This window comes from Lactobacillus sp. PV037 (assembly GCF_014522345.1).
In the GTDB taxonomy this organism is placed as follows: domain Bacteria; phylum Bacillota; class Bacilli; order Lactobacillales; family Lactobacillaceae; genus Lactobacillus.
Genome location: NZ_CP041987.1, coordinates 919,427 through 940,708, shown reverse-complemented (window position 1 = coordinate 940,708; position 21,282 = coordinate 919,427). Strand labels below are relative to the sequence as shown.

The window sequence follows — 21,282 nt, the reverse complement described above, 5'->3', positions numbered from 1 at the left end:
TTTTATGAAGAAATTAAGTGCATGTACAACAATATTGGTTGGTAAAAAAGCTTCCATTGATGGTTCTACAATGATTGCTCGTAATGATGATACTTTTAAGCCAATTACTCCACAACGTTTTATTATTGAACCGGCTGTGAAAGGTGAAAAAGAGAGAAAAATCAAATCTTGGTTGAATAAATTTGAAATGGAACTTCCTGAAGATTCTCAACGGGTTCCTGCAGTACCGAATGTGGACTATAAAACAGAAGGTTACTATGATGAAAGTGGTATTAACCAAGAGAATGTTGCCATGTCTTGTACTGAATCTACTTATGGTAATGAAAGAACTTTAGCTTTTGATCCTTTAGTAAAAGATGGTCTTGACGAAGACTGCATGCAAACTGTAGTTTTACCTTATATTCATTCAGCTCGTGATGGAGTAAAACGTTTAGGAAGCCTAATTAAAAAGTACGGTTCTCCAGCTGGAAACTCAGTTTTATTTAGTGATAAAGATGAAGTTTGGTATATGGAGATTGTAACTGGTCACCACTGGGTAGCCCAACGCATTCCAGATGATTGTTACGCAGCTACTGGGAATCGCGTTGCTATTCAGCAGGTTGATTTTAATGATCCTGATAATTTTATGTGGAGTGAAGGGATACAAGAATTTGTAGAAAAATATCATTTAAATCCTGATCTTGAAGGTTGGAATTTCCGCCATATATTTGGTACTTATACTGAACAAGATCGTCACTACAATACTAGTCGTCAATGGTACATTCAAAAGTACTTTAATCCTGATATTGAGCAAGATCCTGAAGATGGAGAAATACCTTTTATTAGAAAAGCTAATAAAAAGATTTCTAGAGAAGATATCGAATTCTTATTGGGTTCTCATTATCAAGATACTCCTTATGATCCTTTTGGAAAGGGAACAGATGAAGAAAAGCACCGCTTCCGTCCTATTGGGTTAAATAGAACTCAGAATTCTCATATTTTACAAATTAGATCAGATGTACCTAGTGAAATGGCCGGAATAATGTGGTTATGTATTGGAGGACCAACATTTACTCCATTTGTACCATTCTTTACCAATATGAATGATACTGATCCATCATATAATAATACTTCTATGAACTATAATCGTAATGATGCATGGTGGTATTACAAGTCCTTAGCAGCTTTAGTAGAAAGTCACTATCCTCAATTTGTACAACTAGATACTAAATATTTAGAGGAGTTAAATCGGTATTATCGTGGCCGTGTAGAAGAAATTATTAATAATGCTAAGGGACTAACTGGTAAAGAATTAACAGATTACTTAACCAAAGAAAACCAAAAGACAGTTGCTCACACTAAAGAAGACAGTGAAAAATTAATGGGACAAATGTTTATTGACAGCATTAACATGTCTAAATTGACTTTCAATATGGATAAAAATCTTTAGTCGGCTTTGTAACTGCAGTTTTCTAGCAGTAAAAAATAAGAGATCACTTAGAAATTAACTTTCTAGGTGATCTCTTATTTTGTAAAAATCAGTTGATTTTGAGGATGTCTATAAAATAATATGTTTAAATTTATTCTAGATTAATTTCAGTTTTGCTAGTTAGTTTATTATCATGGAAAATTAATGTGACGCTAGCATTTTGTCCTTTAACACCGGTTAGCCACATAGCAGTGTAGGTAATAGTATTGACAATGCGATTTTCATTAACTAAATCAGGTTCACCATATTTTTGGACAATGCTAGCATAAGTATCACCGGTTTTTAAGGCTTTATAATCTTTTAAAGTGAAGTTGGTAGTGCTTCGGTTCCATTTAAAACCAGTAATATTTTTAGTAACCGCATGATTATTTAGAAATTGAATAGTAATCGTTGTTTTACCTTGTTTCCAGATGTAAGATGTAACATCAATGTTGTGAATTTGAGTATCATTTTGAGAAGAAGGAGTACCAAGCAATTGTTTAGTTTTTTGTAAGCTAGTGCCTCCATTCCCAAATTGACTTAATTCACCAACTTGAATTTTAGCGTAATTTTTACGTAATTTTTCTAGTGAATTATTTGAAGTGGCCGAAGCAGTAGATTGAGTGGAATTAGTAGAATTATTTTTTGAGTTTCCGCATGCAGTTAAACCGACTGCAATTCCGAGTGATAGAATAATAGTGAAAAATTTTCTTTTTTCCATAATATAACCTCCATGATTAGAAATTATACCATTATTATTGCAATAAAAAATTAATTTTAGTCATTAAGTAAGCATAAAGATGGAAGTGATTTTAAAAGAGGGGTATACTAATAATAAATAAGTGGAAAGAAGGATTTTTTATGAAAAAATTAGATTCAAACAAATTGACCCCAGAACAACAAGGCTTAATTAACGACAACTTAGCTTACATGGCTACAGTTAATGAAGATGGAACTCCACAAGTTGGTCCTAAAGGTTCAATGATTGCAATTAATGATCATCAATTACAATACCTTGAAAAAACTAAGTCAACAGCTTACGAAAATATTAAACGTGGTTCAAAAGTTGCTGTTGTTGCAGCAGATGTTCCAAGCCACAGCGCCGTACGTGTAGATGGTACTGCAACTATTCATGAAGATGATGAATTTGCTAAGGAAATTTTAGCAAATAGTGATACTCCAAATGCTTACGTTGTAGTAATCGACATTGACGAAGTAGACGCTTAATAATATTATAAAACGTATTAGAGAAGCTTTTCTATTTAAAGTAGAGAAGCTTCTTTTTTATTAGGTTAGGAAAGAGGAGGAATTTTTGCTATACTTAATCTCAGGTGAAACATATGGATGAATTAGAGAAAAATGAAATGCTAGCCAGTTTGTATGCTTATTATGGTGAGCTATTAACTAAAGGTCAGCAGAATTATTTTGAAGATTATTATTATAATGATTTGTCTTTGGGAGAAATTGCTGAAAACCATAGCGTCTCTCGGCAAGCAGTCTATGATAATTTAAAGCGTTCTAGTAAGGCTTTGAAAAAGTATGAAGATACTCTCCATCTTCAAAAAGAATATGTAGAAACGGGTAAATTAGTTTCTCAAATATCTATTGACCTAAAAAGTAATAAAAAAGAGCAAGCAGAAAAAAATTTAGAAAAATTACTACGAAAATTAGGGGTGTAAAAAATGGCTTTTGAAAACCTGAGTGAAAGATTACAAAAGGCCCTTCGCAATTTAACTGGTAAGGGTAAAATTTCAGAAGATGATATTAATAAGGCAAGTCGTGAGATTCGGTTGGCTCTTTTAGAAGCAGACGTAAATTTCAAGGTTGTAAAAGATTTTATTAAAACTATTAAAAAAGAAGCTTTAGGTAAAGAAGTTCAAGAGAGCCTAAATCCCGGGCAACAAATTATTAAGATTGTTGATGAAGAATTAACAAAGATGATGGGAGAAGAGGCAGTAAGCCTAACTAAATCTCCTCATATTCCAACAATTATCATGATGGTTGGACTTCAAGGTACTGGTAAGACTACCACAGTTGGTAAATTGGCTAATTATTTAGTTAAAAATGAAAAAGCTCGTCCTTTGTTAATCGCAGGTGATATTTATCGTCCAGCTGCAATTGAGCAATTAAAGCAAATTGGTGATTCACTAAATATTCCAGTATATAGTGAAGATAACACTTCAGACGTTGCTGAAATAGTTAAACATGGTATTGAAGAAGCTGATAAAAATAAAAATGATTATATTATCATTGATACTGCAGGACGTTTAGAAATTGACCAAGAATTAATGGATGAATTAAAGAGAGTTACTGAGGTCGCAAAACCTGATAACACTCTTTTAGTAGTGGATGCAATGACTGGTCAAGCAGCTACTAAAGTTGCAGAAGGTTTTAATCAAGATTTGGATTTAACTGGATTAGTTTTAACTAAACTTGATGGTGACACTCGTGGGGGTGCCGCATTATCGATTAGAGCGGTGACAGGACTACCAATTCTTTTTACTGGTCAAGGAGAAAAGTTAACTGAGTTAGACACCTTCCACCCCGATCGTATGGCATCACGTATCTTGGGAATGGGAGATATGTTAACGCTAATCGAAAAGGCACAACGGGACTATGATGACAAAGAAGCTGAAAAAATGGCGCAAAAAATGCGTGAAAATACTTTTGATTTTAATGACTTTGTCGATCAAATGGAACAGGTGCAAAAGTTAGGCCCAATTGATCAGTTAATTAAAATGATCCCAGGAATGGCGAATAATCCTGCACTCAAGAATATTCATATTCCTGATAATGAAATCGCCCATATTAAAGCTATTGTTTATTCAATGACACCGGCAGAAAGAGAGAATCCCGATATTTTAAATCCTTCAAGACGCCGTCGAATTGCTGCAGGGTCTGGTCTTCCAGTTGTTCAAGTTAACCGGATGATTAAGCAATTTAAACAATCAAAAGATATGATGCAAAAAATGACCTCAGGAAATATGAAAGGTCTAGAAGGCTTACCAGGAATGGATTCACCATTGGTACGTCGGGCAATGAGATCAATGGGTAAAAAGTTTAAGAAGAATAAAAAGAAGCGCATGAAAAAAATAAAAAGATTTCATTCTTAAAAGTGTTAAGTAAAAAACCTTTACACACTATTTTTTTTATGATATATTGTTAAAGTTAAGAGATTTAGGAGGAAATATAATGTCTGTTAAAATTCGTATGCGCCGCATGGGCTCAAAGAGAAAACCTTTTTATCGTATTGTTGTAGCTGACTCACGTATGCCACGTGATGGTCGTTTTATTGAAGAAGTTGGTTACTACAACCCACTTACTAACCCAGCAGAAGTTAAACTTGAAGAAGGTAAGATTTTTGACTGGCTTCAAAAGGGTGCACAACCATCAGATACTGTAAGAAGTATGCTTTCAAAAGCTGGTTTAATGAAGAAATACCACGACGCAAAATATGGTAAGTAATTACTAATAAGAAGTTTGGGAGCAGTCCCAAACTTTTTTGTTATCTAAATATTAAGAGGGTTTAAATAATGAATGATTATTTTGAAGTAGGAACAATCCTAACTACCCATGGTTTAAAAGGTGAAGTTAAAGTAAGTGCAATTACGGATTTTCCAGAATTACGTTTTGCTCCTGAAAGTCGGCTATATGTAGACTTAGATGGTAAAATGGAAGAATTAACTGTTGAAGCAGTTAGGATGCATAAACAATTTTATTTAATTTACTTTAAACAAATTAAGAATATTGATGAAGCTGAGAAAATTTGCCATCATAAGCTTTATGTAGCTGATGAAGATCGAGAAGACTTACCAGAGGGAAGCTATTACTTTAAAGATATTTTAGGACTTCCAGTTTATGATGAAGAAACAGGCACAAAACTTGGGATTGTCAATGATATTGAGACTCCAGGAGCAAATGACATTTGGGAGATTAAACCGGAAAGCGGAAAAAGTTTTTGGATTCCAAATATTCATTCTGTTGTTAAAAAGGTTGATCTTCCTAACAAACGTATTGAAGTCACTTTATTAGAAGGATTACGCGATGAAAATTAATGTTTTGACGTTATTTCCAGACATGTTTACACCACTCCAAGTTTCAATGTTGGGACGTGGATTAGAAGATGGAAAGTGGGATTTAAATCTAGTAAATTTCCGCAATTTTACGACTGATGTTCACCATCATGTGGATGATACCCCTTATGGTGGTGGAGCAGGGATGGTTTTACAAATTATGCCAATCAAAAGGCTTTAGATTCACTTGAAAACAGGGGAAAAGTAATTATTACCGCACCACAGGGCAAGACTTTTAATGAAGAAATTGCTCAAGAGTGGTCTCAAGAAGAAAACTTAACTTTTATTTGTGGTCATTATGAAGGGTTCGATCAAAGAGTATATGATTTAGCAGATGAAGTTGTTTCGATTGGTGATTATGTTCTAACTGGAGGAGAATTACCTACAATGAGCATGATTGATGCCACAGTGCGTTTGTTACCAGGAATCTTGGGGAATGCTGCCTCACCAGTAGATGAATCATTTTCACATGGACTATTAGAATATCCACAATATACTCGTCCAGCAGAGTTTGAAGGTAAAAAAGTTCCAGAAGTTTTAACATCAGGTAACCATCAAAAAATCGCCCAATGGCGCCATAAAGAGGCTTTACGCGCAACTTATTTAAGAAGACCAGATTTATTAGCTAAAAAAGAGTTAACTAAGGAAGAAAAAGAGATGCTGGCGGAAATAAAAGCAGAAGTCGAAAAATAAATATTTACAAACTTTTTTTAGTTTGTTAGACTAGTTGTTGTGGCATAAGCCATGAGTTATGGGTATTCCGCTGACACGATGTGTGAATGAATGCCGTAGAAGGAGAGAAATATAATGGATCCATTAATTCAAGAATTAACTAAAGATCAAATCCGTACTGATTTACCTGACTTCCGTCCTGGTGATACTATTCGTGTTCACGTACGTGTTGTTGAAGGTAGTCACGAACGTATTCAAATTTTTGAAGGTGTTGTTATTAAGAGAAAAGGTAGTGGTATTAGTGCTACCTATACTGTACGTAAGATTTCATCAGGTGTTGGTGTTGAACGTACTTTCCCAGTTAACGACCCTCGTGTTGCTAAAGTAGAAGTTAAGCGTCAAGGACGTGTACGTCGTGCTAAGCTTTACTACTTACGTGATCGTCACGGTAAGGCAGCTAGAATCCCTGAAAAGCGTCGTAAGTAATATATTATTAAGAAGCTATCATGTGAGTGATAGCTTCTTTTTTGTATAAAAGATAAATTTTTAGACATTTAATTGTGAATCTTTTAAGATAAACGTAAACCTATAAAGAAAGGACAGTTAAAATGACAAAGCAAGTATTTATAGCAGGAGGATCAGGTCGAGTTGCAACTGATTTAATTTCAGATTTGGTTGGAAGAGGATATGATGTGGTTGCTGGAGCTCGGCATGAAGATAAAATAATTGAAATGCCAGGTGTAGCTAGAGTTCATCTAGATTTACATGCAAGTGTTGATGAAATTGCACATTTAATGGAAGGAAGCGATGTGGTTTACTTTACTGCAGGCTCACGTGGTAAAGATTTGTTACAAACTGATGCCTTTGGTGCAGTAAAGACAATGCAAGCAGCTGAGAAAGTAGGAATAAAACGCTACATAATGCTTAGTTCTCTTTTCTCATTAGAACCAGAAAAATGGGAAGAAATACCAAGTTTGAAATCAATTTTAAATTATGATATTGCCAAATATTTTGCTGATAATTATTTGATTTACAATACTAATTTAAAATATACAATTTTACAACCAACTAACCTTGTTGAAGAAGAAGGAACTGGAAAAATTAGTCTCGATAAAGATGTTCTAAAGCCAAATCCAATTCCAGATGTTGCTAAAACGTTAGCCGATATCTTAAAATTTGATAATACTATTGATAAAGTTATTAAGATGAGTGGTGGAGATACCCCAATTAAAGAAGCCTTAGCAAGTATTAAATAAAGAAATAGCACTGTATATTAGTGATCAGCTAGGATACAGTGCTATTTAATTTTGAAAAAAAGTAGTAAAATAAGAAACAAAGATAATTCACAGGAGGATCATTATGAAAAAGATAGGATTACTCGGTTTAGTAGTGCCAATAATGTTGTTAGCAGGATGTCAAACACAATCTAGTTCAAGTCAGCATAGTGCTGCACCAAGTTCTCAAGCTCCTGCTAAAGTTAAGAAAACTCGTTTTGCATCATTAACATCTAAACTAGAAAAAGAAGATCTTAAGATGGAGTTGCCTCAAACTTCTGGTTTAGGAAAAGCAACTAAAAATATTAATGTTCGTTACACTAAAAAGGGTGATACAACTACTGTTTACTATAGTGTGGGAAGTAGTAAAAAGAAGTTTAATGATGCAAGCTTAGAGAAAGAACATCCATATTTAACACTTACAAAAATTTCTGGATTGAGTAAGAAAGAAATTACAAGCAAGATTAATTATCAAGCTGCTACTAAAGGATTACCAACTGTAAAATTAGATGATGAAACTACTGCAGTTAGTCAAGGAGCTGCAGGTCAAAGCTATTTAACTTGGAACAAGGATAATTGGTCATTTACTGTAAAAGCAAATTCATATTTAGGCGAAAAGCCAAAAGCTACTGCAAATGAAGTGGTTGATTTGTTAGAAGATTACCGCTTACCAAGTAAAGATGGTAAGGGTGCAATGCAATTTACAGTGAGTGAGCAGTATGCTTCTCTCGGAAATGAAATGCTATTTGAAAAAGATGGAAATCTCTATCAGGTGAAAGCTCATAGTATTAAGACGATGTTTAAAATGATGCAAAGTTTAAGATAGTTAAGAGTTTAAACAAATATTTAGATATTAAAAATGCTGATAATCTTGGTTCTACTCAGTGATATGAACCTTGATATATCAGCATTTTATTTAGAATTGAATATTAAGAAGTTCTTGGGACCTATTTCATTAATTAATATGCGACCGATAAAGACTAATAACTTTTCCTAAAATTGTAACTTCATCTAAGATGATAGCAGGCATTGTATCATTTTCAGGTTGAAGGCGATAATGACCATCTTCTTTATAAAAACGTTTTATAGTGGCTTCATTATCCATAGTCATGGCGACCACAATTTCACCATTAAGAGCTGTAGATTGTTTTTTTACAATTACATAGTCACCATTTAAAATACCAGCATTAATCATTGAAGTACCTCGAACGGTAAGCATAAAGAGGTCGCTTGATTCATTAATTAAATTAGGAGGCAAGGGAAAGTAGTCTTCAATATTTTCAACTGCAGTGATGGGTTCTCCTGCGGTCACTAGCCCTACCATAGGAATGAGTTTTGGCTTGATGCCTAGAGCTTTGCGTCCTTCTTCAGTAATTTCTAATGCACGTGGTTTGGTAGCATCTTTAATTAAAAGACCACGCTTTTCTAAACGATCAATGTGACCATGAACAGTGGAAGTGGAAGCTAAACCTACAGCTTGACAAATTTCACGTACAGTAGGAGGAAATCCTCTTTTTTCAACATTATCATAAATATATTTTAAAATTTCTAGTTGTTTTGAATTTTGATTTTTTGTGGCCATAATAAGTTTCACTCCAATACATTTACTAGTCATTGTACCAAAAAATTATTTTTTTCACAAACAAATGTTCAAGACACTTAAAACTTTTTTTCTGCGATATTTTAGGGTAGACTTAAGATAGAATTAGGAGGTATATAACATATGGATAAAAAAGAAGAAGAAAAAGTAACTAAGAGAATCAACGAATTATATCACTTAAGCCAAGAACGTGAACTTACTCCAGAAGAAGTTGAAGAAAGAAAACAATTACGTAAGAAGTTTTTAGATAACTTCCGGGCTGCTTTTAGACAACAATTAGAAGATACAGTAATTATTGATAAAGATGGTAAAGAAGTAACTTCTGAAAAGGCTAAAGAAGCTCAAAGAAAAAAAGGCTTACGTAAGGATTAATAAAGTTCTTTAAAAAGTTAGAATTTTTTAGTAAAATTTTACTTGGTTTAAAAGTTTTGGAGGTTTTATTTTATGAATTTAGCGTTAGCCATTTTTTTGATTATTCTTGCCTTAATTGTGGGCTTAGTTGTTGGTTTCTTTGGTGCACGAAGCTATATGAAGAAATACTTCGAAGACAATCCACCAATTAGCGAAGATATGATTGCTGCAATGATGGCCCAAATGGGACAAAAACCATCAACCAAAAAATTAAATCAAGTAATGAATATGATGAAGCAAAAACAAAAACGTAGCAAGTAAAACGCTAAAAACAATGCCATTTTGACTTAATGACATTGTTTTTAGTAGGGACAATAATTATACAGGAGCTTATAGTTTTCATATTTTAAAATAATTACTCATGAATAATCAAATTTACCTTAACCTTCTTATACTTGGAGGAGCTGTAGTCTGGTTCATAATTACAATAATTTTGAAAAAAAGAAAATTATTTAATTTAAAATTAGATTATTATATACGGGCATTTTTTTGCGCAATAATGGGAGTACTCTTTACTGTTTCGATTATGATGAATAAATCATCCAATTATTTTTATATTTTCCCAGTTTTAAGTGTAGTGGGTGCTATTTATTGTGTTTACAAGGCGAAGAAATAAAATTAAGTAAAGTGAAGTATCTGGGAAAAATTAAATACTTAAAATAGAAAAATCCGTTAGAATTCGTTTGTTCTAACGGATTTTTCTATACACTGCATTGATGTTCATGATGAACTTAAGTAATTATTGGAATAGTAAACAGACTCCTTCAACAAAAAGAAGGTACAAAAAAAGAGTAAGATTTCTAAAAATAGGATTCTTGCTCTTAATTTTTAATCTAGGGAGTTATTTTTTCAGATGCTTTTTATTTCTTATTACTCATGTAATCGCGTGTCATAGGAAGCTCTTGACCAGATGGCCCTTTAGTTAATAAGTATTGAACAACGTCAATATTTCCTGATTGGAACGATGCTGCACAAGCTTGAAGATACATATCCCACATTCTGCAGAAACGTTCACCCATCATTTCTTGCACCTTATCGCGCACATTATTAAAGTTTTTATCCCAAATTTCAAGAGTTCTTTGGTAGTGGCGACGTAGCATTTCCATATCTGCAATTTGAAGATTTGCTTCTTCAATTCTTGAAACGATTTCTACTAATCCAGGAATATAACCACCTGGGAAGATGTAACGATCAATCCAAGCATTGGTAGCTCCACCTTGTTGACGAGTAATTCCATGAATTAAGGCAGTACCATTAGGTTTTAAGTATTTGGCAACATCTTTGAAGTATTCGCCTAGGTTTTCACTACCTACGTGTTCAAACATCCCAACAGAAGTTACATAGTCAAAAGTACGATCTCCAAGTTCACGATAGTCAGTTAAAATTACTTCTGCTTGATCTTCTAGGCCCATAGCTTTAATTTTATTTTGAACAAGTTTATATTGTTCTTCACTGAGAGTAACACCAGTCACTTTAAGGCCATATTCTTTAGCGGCTGTAAGCATCAATGTTCCCCAGCCACAACCGATGTCTAATAATGTTTTACCTTTTTGGGGATGTAATTTGTTTAAAATGTGATGAACTTTGGCAATTTGAGCTGCCTCTAAATCATCATGGTTATCTTCTGTAAAGTAAGCACAAGAATAAGTTAAAGTAGGATCTAACCATAATTTATAAAAATCATTTCCAATATCGTAGTGATGTTGAACATCTTCTTGACTTTGCTTTTCAGTGTGCTTTTGCTTAGGTAAGAATTTTCTAAACTTAGAATTTCTTAGAAAGCTATCGGCACTTTCATAAGCTCCTTCAATTAATTGTTGAATTGAACCATTGATTTCAATGTCTTTATTCATGTAAGCTTCCCCTAAAGCAAGAGAGGCATTGGCAGTGATATCTTTGATGGGAACCTTTTTGTTAAAAGTAATCTCAATTTCAGGTGTTCCATCCCCATAAACATCACTTTTGCCATCCCAGTAAGTAACTTTAACAGGGAAGTTAAAGGAATGACTAAGCATCATTTTATAAAAAGTTTTTTCTAACATTCTTTGCGCTCCTTAAAATTAGTTAACTAGTAGAATTGTATCACTTTGAAAAAAAGTCGCAAATCTCAACTATTATTTAGGAATATATTTAAAGTTGGGATTTTGTTCTTTATCTAATGTGTCCCAAGCTGTTTCTAATTCTTTATAAAGACCAGGAATTGTTTCTTTATTAACTTTTTGAGAACGTGGGATTTCAATAGGATCACCAAAACGTACATTTAAAGGCTTTCTCTTTAAAAGCCCTGTGAAGGTTAAAGGGCCTTGATAGATAACTGGCACTAAAGGACGACCTGACATTTTGGCAATGATAAAGGCACCACTTTTTAATTCTGAAGAATGACGAGTTCCAGAAGGAAAAATTATTAAAGAATAATTACCCTTTTTTAACCCCTTGACTGGAATTTTAATAGCTGATGGTCCAGGATTTTTACGATCAACTGGAAAAGCATGCGAATGATTCAAAATAAAACGTAAGATTGGATTTTTAAAAAGTTCTTTTTTTGCCATAAACATAAATTCAGTAGGACTTGCTGCAAGAGCAAATAAAACGGGTTCCCACCAAGTTCTATGAGGTGCTACTAAAATGTAAGTGCCCTTAGGCAGTGCTTCTTTATTGTAAACATGCAAATGGCCATTTAAGATCCAAACGATAAATCTAGCAATTGGCCTGATAAATTTGTAAAACATAATTTTTCCTCCGATTAAAATACATAGTATAATTATAACCTATGAAGAAATAAGCGAAAGAAGGGAAAGGGAATGGATTTATTAAAAGAAAACGAAAGAATTGATTACTTATATAGTGATGATATTCAAATTATTCAAGATAAAGATGCTTTTTCGTTTTCATTAGATACATTATTATTAGCTTATTTTGCTAAAGAAAAAATCCATGATAGTTATAAAGTGGTTGATCTTTGCAGTGGAAATGCGGCAGCAAGTTTGTATATGGCTTATTTTAATAAAGCAAAATATGAAGCAGTAGAAATCCAACCAGAGATGGCAGACCAAGCAAAAAGAAGCATAATTTTAAATAACTTAGAAAATAGAATTAATGTTAATACTTTGAATGCTATTAATGCACCCCAAAAACTAGGAAAAGATAAATACGATATGGTCGTTGTCAATCCACCTTATTTTAAAGCTCCTAAGGGTCATCATTTAAATCCTGATAAAAGAAAAGCTATTGCGCGCCATGAATTAGAAATTAACTTAGAGCAAATTATTAGCGTAGCAAGTGACCTTTTAAAAATGAAAGGGAAGATGTTTATGGTACATCGCCCAGAACGATTAGGCGAGATTATGCATTATTGTATTACTCATAATTTAAGTGTCAAAAATGTGCAACCATTTGTTTCTAAAAGAGGTGAAAAAACAAATTTAATAGTTATTGAAGCAATTCGTAATAGTGCGACTGATGGCGTGGAGCTAGTAGATCCAATTTTGGTTCATAACGCTGATGGTGAATTTACAAAAGAAATCAAAAAGATAATTCGAGAAACTCCAGAAGCAAAAAGGGAACATGATGCCATTAAAAAATTCTATTTTTATTGTCTTTTATGTAATGATGGAAGCTTTTATGGTGGCTTTACTACTAACCTTTCTCAAAGAATTAAAACTCATAATGCCGGAAAAGGCGCCAAGTATACAAAGGCGCGTCGTCCAGTTAAATTAATATACTTTGAAGAATTCAAAGATAAATCAGATGCTCTGAAACGCGAGTACTGGTTTAAGCATCATTCGAGAAAGTGGAAAGAAGAATTTCTAAAATCACATAATGTTAATTTTTCATTGAAATAATGAAAAAAATTAGTTACAATATTGTGGTGTGTTATTACACAATAATTTTAAATCACATCAGAAGCGATTAGAATCTCCGGTGCCGAATTTGGTCTGATTCTAATGGGACCTTCTGAGAGGAATGAAACCATAGGAGGAATTTTTTATGACAGTTGTTACTATGAAGCAATTGCTTGAAGCTGGTGTACACTTTGGTCACCAAACTAGAAGATGGGACCCTAAGATGGCTCCTTACATCTTTACTCAAAGAAACGGTATCTACATCATCGACTTACAAAAGACTATTAAGATGCTTGATGATGCTTACAACTACACTAAAGCTGTTGCACAAGACGGCGGTGTATTCTTATTCGTAGGTACTAAGAAGCAAGCTCAAGACTCAATTGCTGAAGAAGCAAAACGTGCTGGTCAATACTACGTAAACCAACGTTGGTTAGGTGGTACTTTGACTAACTGGTCAACTATCCAAAAACGTATTAAGAGATTAAAGCAATTAAAAGAAATGTCACAAGATGGTACTTTTGATGTATTACCTAAGAAGGAAGTAGCACTTTTGACTAAGGAAATGGATAAACTTGAAAGATTCTTAGGTGGTATTGAAGATATGCCTAGAATCCCTGATGTTATGTTCGTTATCGACCCTAAGAAGGAAAAGATTGCTGTTCATGAAGCAAATATCTTAGGAATTCCAGTTGTTGCTATGGTTGATACTAACACTGATCCAGATCCAATTGATGTAATTATTCCATCAAATGACGACGCTATTCGTGCTATTCGTTTAATTGCAGGTGCTATGGCAGATGCAATCATCGAAGGTAAACAAGGTGAAGACGATAGTGATGTAGAAGCAGAAATGACTGCTAGTGTTGAAGAAACTGCTGATGGCGAAAAGTCAATTGAAGAAGTAGTTGAAGAAACTGAAGACTAATTTGTTTTACTATTGGTTCTGTTAGGAGGACTTAATTAATGGCAGAAATTACAGCTAAATTAGTTAAAGAATTACGTGAACGTAGTGGCGCAGGCGTTATGGACGCTAAGAAAGCGTTAGTAGAAGTTGATGGAGATATGGATAAAGCAATCCAATATCTTCGTGACAAGGGTATGGCTAAAGCTGCAAAGAAAGCTGACCGTATTGCTGCTGAAGGTTTAACTGGGGTTTATGTTAACGGTAATGTAGCCGCAATTACTGAAGTTAACTCAGAAACTGACTTTGTTTCTCAAAACGATAAGTTTGTTAAGTTAGTAAACGATGCTACAAAGGTTATTGCAGAAGGTAAGCCTGCAGATATGGAAGCAGCTGAAAACTTAAAGATGGATGATGGCATTACTATGTCTCAATCATTTGTTGATGCAACTGCTACTATTGGTGAAAAGATTGTTTTACGTCGTTTTGCATTAGAAGAAAAGACTGACGATCAAGAATTTGGTGCTTACCAACATAATGGTGGCCAAATTGGTGTTATTACTGTTTTAGAAGGTGCTGATGCTGCAACTGCTAAACATTTAGCTATGCACATTGCTGCAATGAGTCCTAAGGTTATTTCACCAGATGAATTAGATGAAGACTTCATTACTGAACAATTGGCAGAAATGAACCACAAGATTGATCAAGATAACGAAAGCCGTGCATTGGTAAATAAGAAACCTTTGCCACATCTTGTTTACGGTTCAGCTAAGCAATTAAGTGATGATGTTTTAGCTAAGGCTGAAGAAGATATTAAGGCTGAACTTAAAGAAGAAGGTAAGCCAGAAAAGATCTGGGATAAAATTATTCCTGGTAAGATGCAACGTTTTATTGATGATAATACACAAGTTGATAAGCAATTTGCTGTTTTATCACAAGACTACATCATGGACGACAGCAAGACTGTTGGCGAATTTTTAAAGGAAAAGGGAGCTAAGTTAGTAGCTTTCCAACGTTTCGAAGTTGGTGAAGGTATCGAAAAGAAAGAAGAAGACTTTGCTGCTGAAGTACGTGAACAAATGAAGTAAATCTTTACTTTACAAAAGAGTAGTGAATATTCGCTACTCTTTTTTTCTGAGGTTTTTTATTGAAATAAAATTTTAGGCTAGCTATATGGTAAAATTAAAGAGAAATGTTTTAGCGTCGCTGTATGGTAAAATTAAAGAAAATTAATAAGGAGGACTTTATGAGTCAAGTGAAGTATAAGCGTATCATTTTGAAAGTCTCTGGTGAAGCACTAGCTGGAGAAAAGGGTACTGGGATTGATCCTGAAGTTATTCGCCACTTAGCAAGTGAAATTAAAAAAGTTCATGATATGGGCGTAGAGATTGGTATTGTTTGTGGTGGTGGTAACATGTGGCGCGGTGAAACAGGTGCTAACCTAGGTATGGATCGTGCGCAAGCTGATTACATGGGGATGTTAGCTACAATTATGAATGGGTTAGCATTACAAGATGGCTTAGAAAATCTTGGAGTACCTACTCGAGTTCAGACTTCAGTTGAAATGCGTCAAATTGCTGAACCTTATATTCGTCGTAAGGCAATTCGTCATCTTGAAAAGGGTAGAGTTGTAATTTTTGGTGGTGGTACAGGTAACCCATACTTCTCAACTGATACTACTGCTGCTTTGCGTGCTGCTGAAATTGATGCAGATGTAATTTTAATGGCCAAGAATGGTGTCGACGGTGTATATTCAGCAGATCCTAAATTAGATCCAACAGCTACTAAATTTGATGAATTAAGTCAACTAGATTTAATTTCTAAGAATTTAAAGGTAATGGATAGTACAGCAAGTTCTTTATCAATGGACAATAATATTCCATTAATTGTGTTTAATGTTAATAAACCTGGCAACATTAAGAAGGTTGTTGAAGGTGAAAATATTGGTACTGTAATTAAAGGTGGTAAATAATGGCTAACGAAGTTATTGAAAAAGCAAAATCAAACATGAATAAATCTATTGCAGTTTTTGAAAAAGATCTTGGATCAATCAGAGCTGGAGTAGCAAACGCAAGCTTATTAGATAAAATTAAAGTTGATTACTATGGTGCCCCAACTCCCCTAACTCAAATGTCTAGTGTAACTATTCCAGAAGCAAGAGTTTTGATGGTAACTCCATATGACAAAAATAGTTTAGACGATATTGAACACGCAATTTTAGCTTCAGATTTAGGAATTACTCCTGCAAATGATGGTTCTGTAATTAGAATTGTTATTCCTCAATTAACTGGAGAACGTCGTCAAGAAATTGCAAAGCAAGTTGGTAAGTTGGCTGAACAAGCAAAAATTGCCATTAGAAATGTTCGTCGTGAAGCCATGGATACTTTGAAGCGTCAAACTAAAGATGGTGATATTACAGAAGACGAACAACGCAGTTTAGAAAAGCAAGTGCAAAAAGTTACTGATGACTCTACTAAAAAGGTAGATGAATTAGCAGATAAGAAGAGTAAAGAAATTACACAAGCATAAAATGAATAATAAATCTCATTCATTAAATCATCTTGCAATTATTATGGATGGAAATGGTAGATGGGCTAAAAAGAGACATTTACCTCGTTTTGTTGGTCACAAGCACGGTATGGAGACAATCCGTACAATTGCCTTAGCAGCTAATGAGTTGGGAATAAAGGTTTTAACTTTATATGCCTTTTCAACTGAAAATTGGGGTCGCCCAGTTGATGAAGTAAAGTATCTCATGCGATTACCAATTGATTTTTTTGATAAGTTTATGCCAGAGCTGATGGAAAATAATGTAAAGGTCAATATTATGGGATTTAAAGATGAAATCCCTGATAAGACTTATCAGATTATGGAAAAAGCTATGGCAGAAACAAAAGATAATACTGGAATGGTATTAAATTTTGCTTTTAACTATGGGGCACGAAAAGAAATTGTAAGTGCAAGTCAAAAATTGGCTAAGAAAGTAAAAGATGGTAGCTTAATGCCAGAAGACATTAATGAAAAAGTTTTCGCTGAAGAGTTATTGACAGCCAGCTTAGCTCCTTATGACAATCCTGATTTATTAATTAGAACCTCAGGCGAAGAAAGACTTTCAAACTTTTTATTATGGCAGTTAGCTTATAGTGAATTTGAATTTACAGAAAAACTTTGGCCAGACTTTAATGCAGAAGATTTAAAAGAATTAGTAGCAGATTTTAATAACCGCGATAGACGATTTGGAAAAATATAACAAAAGAAAGTAAATTATGAAACAAAGAGTAATTACAGCAATTATTGCTTTAATTTTATTCATCCCAATTGTTTGGTTTGGGGGAATATGGATTGATATTGCAGTGTGCCTTTTTGCCGCTGTTGGAATTAGTGAAATCTTTATGATGAAGAAACAAATTTTAGTTTCTTGGGATTTCTGTTTAGCTTTATTAGCCACCTTGACAATGGCTCTTCCAGTAAGCTTTTTTAACTTCTTACCTCATTTTTTAAATAGATATGATGTATTCTTTATGATTGTAATGTTAATGTTGGTGAGAACTGTTTTAACTAAGAATAAAGTCACATTTGATGATGTGGGAGTTTACACTTTGGGAGCTTTGTATATTGGAACAGGGTTCCATTATATGGCAGCTGTCAGAAATGCGCATCTGGGTTTGCAAGTATTGTGCTATGTGTTCGTTGTAGTATGGTCAACAGATATTTTTGCGTATTTAGTAGGACGTAAAATCGGTAAGCATAAGCTTTGGCCAGCAATTAGTCCTAATAAGACTTGGGAAGGTTCAATTGGAGCTGTGATTGCAGCAATTATTTGTTCAGCAATCTACGTCTTCTTAGTTCCTACTGGTAGAAGTCCACTTAGCTTAATTATCTTAGCATTTTTCTTATCAATTGTTGGACAAATGGGAGATTTAGTAGAATCAGCTTACAAACGTTTTTATGGCGTGAAGGATTCTGGAAAAATTTTACCAGGTCATGGTGGTATCTTAGATAGATTTGATAGTATGCTTTTTGTATTACCAGTTGTGGCCTTTTTAGGAATTATGTAGAGAGCAGGTAATAAATGAAGGGTATTTTAATCTTTATTGTAGTATTTGGTATCCTTGTTTTTGTACATGAATTTGGTCATTTTATTGTTGCTAAAAAATCTGGTATTTTAGTTAGAGAATTCTCAATAGGGATGGGACCTAAACTTTTTCAAGTAATGAGGAAAAGAACCACGTATACACTTCGCTGGTTACCATTAGGTGGGTATGTACGTTTAGCAGGTCCTGATGATAGCGCAGTTATTGAACCAGGAACAACTGTAGTATTACAATTAGATGATTCTGGAAAAGTAAAAAGAATAGATGCGTCTGGATCTCAAATGCCAATTGAGGGTATTCCACTTCAGGTAAATAAAAGTGATTTGGTAGATAAGTTAACAATTTCAGGGTTTGAAAATGGTGATGAAAACAAACTAAAAACTTATCATGTTGATCATGATGCAACAATTATTGAAAAAAATGGCACAGAACTTTTAATTGCACCACGAGATGTTCAATTCCAAGAAGCAAAAAGTTGGAAAAAATTAGCTACTAATGTAGCCGGCCCTGTAATGAACATTTTGTTAGGTTTTGTAGTATTTTTATTATGGTCATTGACTGTACCCGGTCCAAGTACAACCACTATTAGCAAGGTAGTTCCTAATTCACCAGCTCAAGTAGCTGGAATCAAGCCAAATGACACAATTGTTTCCTTGAATAATAAAAAGATTTCAACTTTTGCTCAGGTTGGAGAAGTTGTTAGTGCAAACAAAGATAAGGAAATGAAAGTTAAGGTAAAACAAGGTTCTACTATTAAAACGTTAAAAATAAAACCTAAAAAAGAAAAGGTAGCTGGTCAAACAGCTTACCAGTTAGGAATTTATGCTAAAACTAATGATTCTCTAGGAGCAAAACTAAGTCAAGGCTGGAATACAGCAGTAACTACAACAGGGATGATTTTTAATGCAGTTGGTGGATTATTTAGACATTTTAGTTTAAATAAGCTATCTGGTCCTGTGGGAATTTACTCCCAAACTGCCCAAGTATCCAAAATGGGATTTAGTTACATTTTAATGTTTTTAGGAATGATTTCTATCAATCTAGGGATTGTTAATCTATTGCCAATTCCTGGTCTTGATGGAGGAAAAATACTTTTAAATATTATTGAATTAATCATTAGAAGACCAATTCCTCAAGAAAAAGAGGTCATTGTTGATATGATTGGATTTGTAATTTTATTAGTATTGATTGTTGCAGTAACGGGAAATGATATTTATCGCTACTTTATTAAATAATTAGAATAAATAAGAGGAGAAATTATGCGTCAATCTAAATTTTTTATGCCTACTTTAAAAGAGGCACCATCTGATGCAGTGGCAAAAAGTCATCAATTGATGTTACGTGGAGGCTACATTCGCCAGGTTACTGCTGGGGTATATGCTTACTTACCATTAGGTTATCGTGTATTACGTAAAGCAGAAAACATCATTGAACAAGAAATGGATAAAATTAATGTTCCAGAAATGATGATGCCACATCTTTTACCAGCAACAATGTGGGAAGAGTCAGGTCGTCTTCAGAAATATGGTCCAGAAATGTTTAGACTTGAAGATCGTCATGGACGTGAAAGTTTATTAGGACCTACTCATGAAGAAACATTTACAGAAATTATTGCTAAAAATTTAAAGAGCTATAAGCAAATGCCAATCGCTCTTTACCAAATTCAAACAAAGTTTCGTGATGAAAATCGTCCTCGTTTTGGTTTATTACGTGGTCGTGAATTTATTATGCTTGATGCATATAGTTTTGCTGCAAATCGCGATCAATTAGATAAGCAATTTGATGATGAAAAAATGGCATTTGAAAAGATTTTTGAACGTTGTGGCATCGAAGTGCGTCCGGTTATTGCAGATTCAGGAACAATGGGTGGAAAAAACTCAACTGAATTTCAAGCACCTGCTGCAATTGGGGAAGATACAATTGCAACCAATGAAACTGGAACATATTCTGCTAACTTAGAAATGGCAAAGAGTATCGATACTTTTACTCAAGATCCAGAAGATCCAAAAGAATTAACTAAGGTAGCCACTCCTGGAGCAGACAGTATTGAAAAATTAGCTGACTTCTTAGATGTTCCAGCTACCAGAATTGTTAAAAGCATTTTATTTATTGCGGATGGAAAGAAAGTTTTAGTTTTAATTCGTGGTGATAAAGAAATCAATGAAGTAAAATTAACTCATTTATTAGATGCCGATGATTTACATCCAGCTGATGCACAAGAATTAGAAAAGATCACTGGTAGTGCTAAGGGTGGCGTTGGTCCAATTAATGCAGATTGGGCAGATGAAATTGTAGCTGATGAAAGTATTAAAGATCTTTATAATGTTGTTGTTGGTGCAAATGAAACAGATTTCCAATTTACTAATGCTAATTTAGATCGTGATTTTAAAGTGGATAGATTTGCTGACCTTCGAGTAGCTAATGAAGGTGAACCTGATCCAGTAGATCATTTACCATTAAAATTTACAACTTCAATTGAAGTGGGTCATATTTTTAAATTAGGTACTTACTACACAGAAAATATGGGTGCTGATTTCCTTGATAACCAAGGAAAGGCGAAACCAGTTATTATGGGTTCATATGGAATTGGAGTAACGCGGATGTTGTCTGCTGCTGTTGAACAACATTTAACAGAAAATGGTATTAATTGGCCAAAAGAAATTGCTCCTTTTACAATTCAATTAATTCAGATGAAAATGAAAGATGAAGTTCAAACTAAAGTAGCTGAAAAGCTTGAAAAAAATCTTTCAACGAAGTATGATGTTTTATACGACGATCGAAATGAGCGCCCAGGTGTTAAGTTTAATGATGCCGACTTAGTTGGTGCCCCAATTAGAATTACTATTGGACGCAAAGCCGGTGAAGGAATCGTTGAAGTAAAAGCAGCTGGTTCTGAAGAAAAAGAAGAAGTTAAACTTGAAGATTTGGACGCATATATTGCTAAAAAATTGAATTAAGGTAATTA

The 21,282-nt window shown here is 33.9% G+C and carries 24 protein-coding genes and 1 pseudogene; 21 read left to right on the top strand and 4 right to left on the bottom strand.

Annotated elements, in window-relative coordinates; genetic code table 11:
• The first annotated feature begins 4 nt into the window (after nucleotides 1-4).
• A complete protein-coding gene (locus tag FP435_RS05125) occupies nucleotides 5-1,429 on the top strand; it encodes a C69 family dipeptidase (RefSeq protein WP_265483062.1) in 1,425 nt (474 codons plus the stop codon).
• Nucleotides 1,430-1,559: 130 nt separating this feature from the next.
• Here the strand turns inward: FP435_RS05125 and FP435_RS05120 are convergent, their stop codons facing one another.
• Entirely contained in the window at nucleotides 1,560-2,168 is a 609-nt protein-coding gene (locus FP435_RS05120; RefSeq protein ID WP_265483061.1) for a DUF3862 domain-containing protein, read from the bottom strand.
• Nucleotides 2,169-2,308: 140 nt separating this feature from the next.
• Here FP435_RS05120 and FP435_RS05115 point away from each other — a divergent pair, with 140 nt between their 5' ends.
• The 9 genes and pseudogenes from FP435_RS05115 to FP435_RS05075 all read left to right on the top strand — a co-directional run bounded on the left by FP435_RS05115 (nucleotide 2,309) and on the right by FP435_RS05075 (nucleotide 8,292).
• On the top strand, nucleotides 2,309-2,674 hold the full coding sequence (locus FP435_RS05115; protein WP_265483060.1) for a pyridoxamine 5'-phosphate oxidase family protein: 366 nt from the start codon (nucleotides 2,309-2,311) through the stop codon (nucleotides 2,672-2,674).
• A 113-nt stretch (nucleotides 2,675-2,787) separates the two neighbouring features.
• Nucleotides 2,788-3,126 (top strand): YlxM family DNA-binding protein, encoded by a 339-nt coding sequence (gene ylxM / locus FP435_RS05110; RefSeq protein ID WP_265483059.1) that lies wholly within the window; start codon nucleotides 2,788-2,790, stop codon nucleotides 3,124-3,126.
• 3 nt (nucleotides 3,127-3,129) lie between these two features.
• Entirely contained in the window at nucleotides 3,130-4,560 is a 1,431-nt protein-coding gene (ffh, locus tag FP435_RS05105) for a signal recognition particle protein (protein ID WP_265483058.1), read from the top strand.
• A 79-nt stretch (nucleotides 4,561-4,639) separates the two neighbouring features.
• Nucleotides 4,640-4,912 carry a 30S ribosomal protein S16 gene (gene rpsP / locus FP435_RS05100; RefSeq protein ID WP_265483057.1) on the top strand — a complete coding sequence of 91 codons (273 nt, stop codon included), beginning with the start codon at nucleotides 4,640-4,642 and terminating at the stop codon, nucleotides 4,910-4,912.
• A gap of 68 nt (nucleotides 4,913-4,980) precedes the next feature.
• Nucleotides 4,981-5,502 (top strand): ribosome maturation factor RimM, encoded by a 522-nt coding sequence (rimM, locus tag FP435_RS05095; protein ID WP_265483055.1) that lies wholly within the window; start codon nucleotides 4,981-4,983, stop codon nucleotides 5,500-5,502.
• Nucleotides 5,492-6,213 (top strand): annotated as a pseudogene (gene trmD, locus FP435_RS05090) (tRNA (guanosine(37)-N1)-methyltransferase TrmD). Before rimM ends, trmD begins: the two are co-directional and overlap by 11 nt.
• Nucleotides 6,214-6,327: 114 nt before the next feature.
• Nucleotides 6,328-6,678, top strand: coding sequence for a 50S ribosomal protein L19 (gene rplS, locus FP435_RS05085; protein WP_265483054.1), 351 nt, complete (start codon nucleotides 6,328-6,330; stop codon nucleotides 6,676-6,678).
• Between the two features lie 122 nt (nucleotides 6,679-6,800).
• Nucleotides 6,801-7,448: an NAD(P)H-binding protein gene (locus FP435_RS05080; RefSeq protein ID WP_265483052.1), complete on the top strand. Its 648-nt coding sequence runs from the start codon at nucleotides 6,801-6,803 to the stop codon at nucleotides 7,446-7,448.
• Between the two features lie 103 nt (nucleotides 7,449-7,551).
• On the top strand, nucleotides 7,552-8,292 hold the full coding sequence (locus tag FP435_RS05075; RefSeq protein WP_265483050.1) for a hypothetical protein: 741 nt from the start codon (nucleotides 7,552-7,554) through the stop codon (nucleotides 8,290-8,292).
• Between the two features lie 129 nt (nucleotides 8,293-8,421).
• Here the strand turns inward: FP435_RS05075 and lexA are convergent, their stop codons facing one another.
• The gene (gene lexA, locus FP435_RS05070; RefSeq protein ID WP_265483048.1) at nucleotides 8,422-9,048 is read right to left on the bottom strand and encodes a transcriptional repressor LexA; all 627 of its coding nucleotides are present in this window, start codon (nucleotides 9,046-9,048) and stop codon (nucleotides 8,422-8,424) included.
• 141 nt (nucleotides 9,049-9,189) lie between these two features.
• Here lexA and FP435_RS05065 point away from each other — a divergent pair, with 141 nt between their 5' ends.
• Complete coding sequence (locus FP435_RS05065; RefSeq protein ID WP_265483046.1) at nucleotides 9,190-9,438, top strand: DUF896 domain-containing protein; 249 nt, start codon at nucleotides 9,190-9,192, stop codon at nucleotides 9,436-9,438.
• A gap of 72 nt (nucleotides 9,439-9,510) precedes the next feature.
• On the top strand, nucleotides 9,511-9,738 hold the full coding sequence (locus FP435_RS05060; RefSeq protein ID WP_265483045.1) for a YneF family protein: 228 nt from the start codon (nucleotides 9,511-9,513) through the stop codon (nucleotides 9,736-9,738).
• A 599-nt stretch (nucleotides 9,739-10,337) separates the two neighbouring features.
• Here the strand turns inward: FP435_RS05060 and FP435_RS05055 are convergent.
• Both FP435_RS05055 and FP435_RS05050 read right to left on the bottom strand, forming a co-directional pair.
• The gene (locus FP435_RS05055; RefSeq protein WP_265483043.1) at nucleotides 10,338-11,519 is read right to left on the bottom strand and encodes an SAM-dependent methyltransferase; all 1,182 of its coding nucleotides are present in this window, start codon (nucleotides 11,517-11,519) and stop codon (nucleotides 10,338-10,340) included.
• A gap of 72 nt (nucleotides 11,520-11,591) precedes the next feature.
• Entirely contained in the window at nucleotides 11,592-12,206 is a 615-nt protein-coding gene (locus FP435_RS05050) for a lysophospholipid acyltransferase family protein (protein WP_265483041.1), read from the bottom strand.
• A 72-nt stretch (nucleotides 12,207-12,278) separates the two neighbouring features.
• On the opposite strand from FP435_RS05050, the gene FP435_RS05045 reads away from it, so the two are divergent.
• The 9 genes from FP435_RS05045 (at nucleotide 12,279) to FP435_RS05005 (ending at nucleotide 21,274) form a co-directional block, all read left to right on the top strand.
• On the top strand, nucleotides 12,279-13,319 hold the full coding sequence (locus FP435_RS05045; RefSeq protein WP_265483039.1) for a GIY-YIG nuclease family protein: 1,041 nt from the start codon (nucleotides 12,279-12,281) through the stop codon (nucleotides 13,317-13,319).
• 145 nt (nucleotides 13,320-13,464) lie between these two features.
• Nucleotides 13,465-14,247 (top strand): 30S ribosomal protein S2, encoded by a 783-nt coding sequence (rpsB, locus tag FP435_RS05040; protein ID WP_265483037.1) that lies wholly within the window; start codon nucleotides 13,465-13,467, stop codon nucleotides 14,245-14,247.
• A 38-nt stretch (nucleotides 14,248-14,285) separates the two neighbouring features.
• Nucleotides 14,286-15,311, top strand: a complete 1,026-nt coding sequence (gene tsf / locus FP435_RS05035) for a translation elongation factor Ts (protein WP_265483035.1) — start codon at nucleotides 14,286-14,288, stop codon at nucleotides 15,309-15,311.
• 158 nt (nucleotides 15,312-15,469) lie between these two features.
• Entirely contained in the window at nucleotides 15,470-16,195 is a 726-nt protein-coding gene (gene pyrH / locus FP435_RS05030) for a UMP kinase (RefSeq protein WP_265483033.1), read from the top strand.
• Nucleotides 16,195-16,752 (top strand): ribosome recycling factor, encoded by a 558-nt coding sequence (frr, locus tag FP435_RS05025; protein ID WP_265483031.1) that lies wholly within the window; start codon nucleotides 16,195-16,197, stop codon nucleotides 16,750-16,752. The genes pyrH and frr overlap by 1 nt, the downstream gene beginning before the upstream one ends.
• Before the next feature lies 1 nt (nucleotide 16,753).
• Nucleotides 16,754-17,473, top strand: a complete 720-nt coding sequence (locus FP435_RS05020) for an isoprenyl transferase (protein ID WP_265483029.1) — start codon at nucleotides 16,754-16,756, stop codon at nucleotides 17,471-17,473.
• Nucleotides 17,474-17,489: 16 nt separating this feature from the next.
• Nucleotides 17,490-18,281 carry a phosphatidate cytidylyltransferase gene (locus FP435_RS05015; protein ID WP_265483028.1) on the top strand — a complete coding sequence of 264 codons (792 nt, stop codon included), beginning with the start codon at nucleotides 17,490-17,492 and terminating at the stop codon, nucleotides 18,279-18,281.
• 14 nt (nucleotides 18,282-18,295) lie between these two features.
• Entirely contained in the window at nucleotides 18,296-19,552 is a 1,257-nt protein-coding gene (gene rseP, locus FP435_RS05010; protein WP_265483026.1) for an RIP metalloprotease RseP, read from the top strand.
• A 24-nt stretch (nucleotides 19,553-19,576) separates the two neighbouring features.
• Nucleotides 19,577-21,274, top strand: coding sequence for a proline--tRNA ligase (locus tag FP435_RS05005; protein ID WP_265483024.1), 1,698 nt, complete (start codon nucleotides 19,577-19,579; stop codon nucleotides 21,272-21,274).
• The last annotated feature ends 8 nt before the right edge of the window (nucleotides 21,275-21,282 follow it).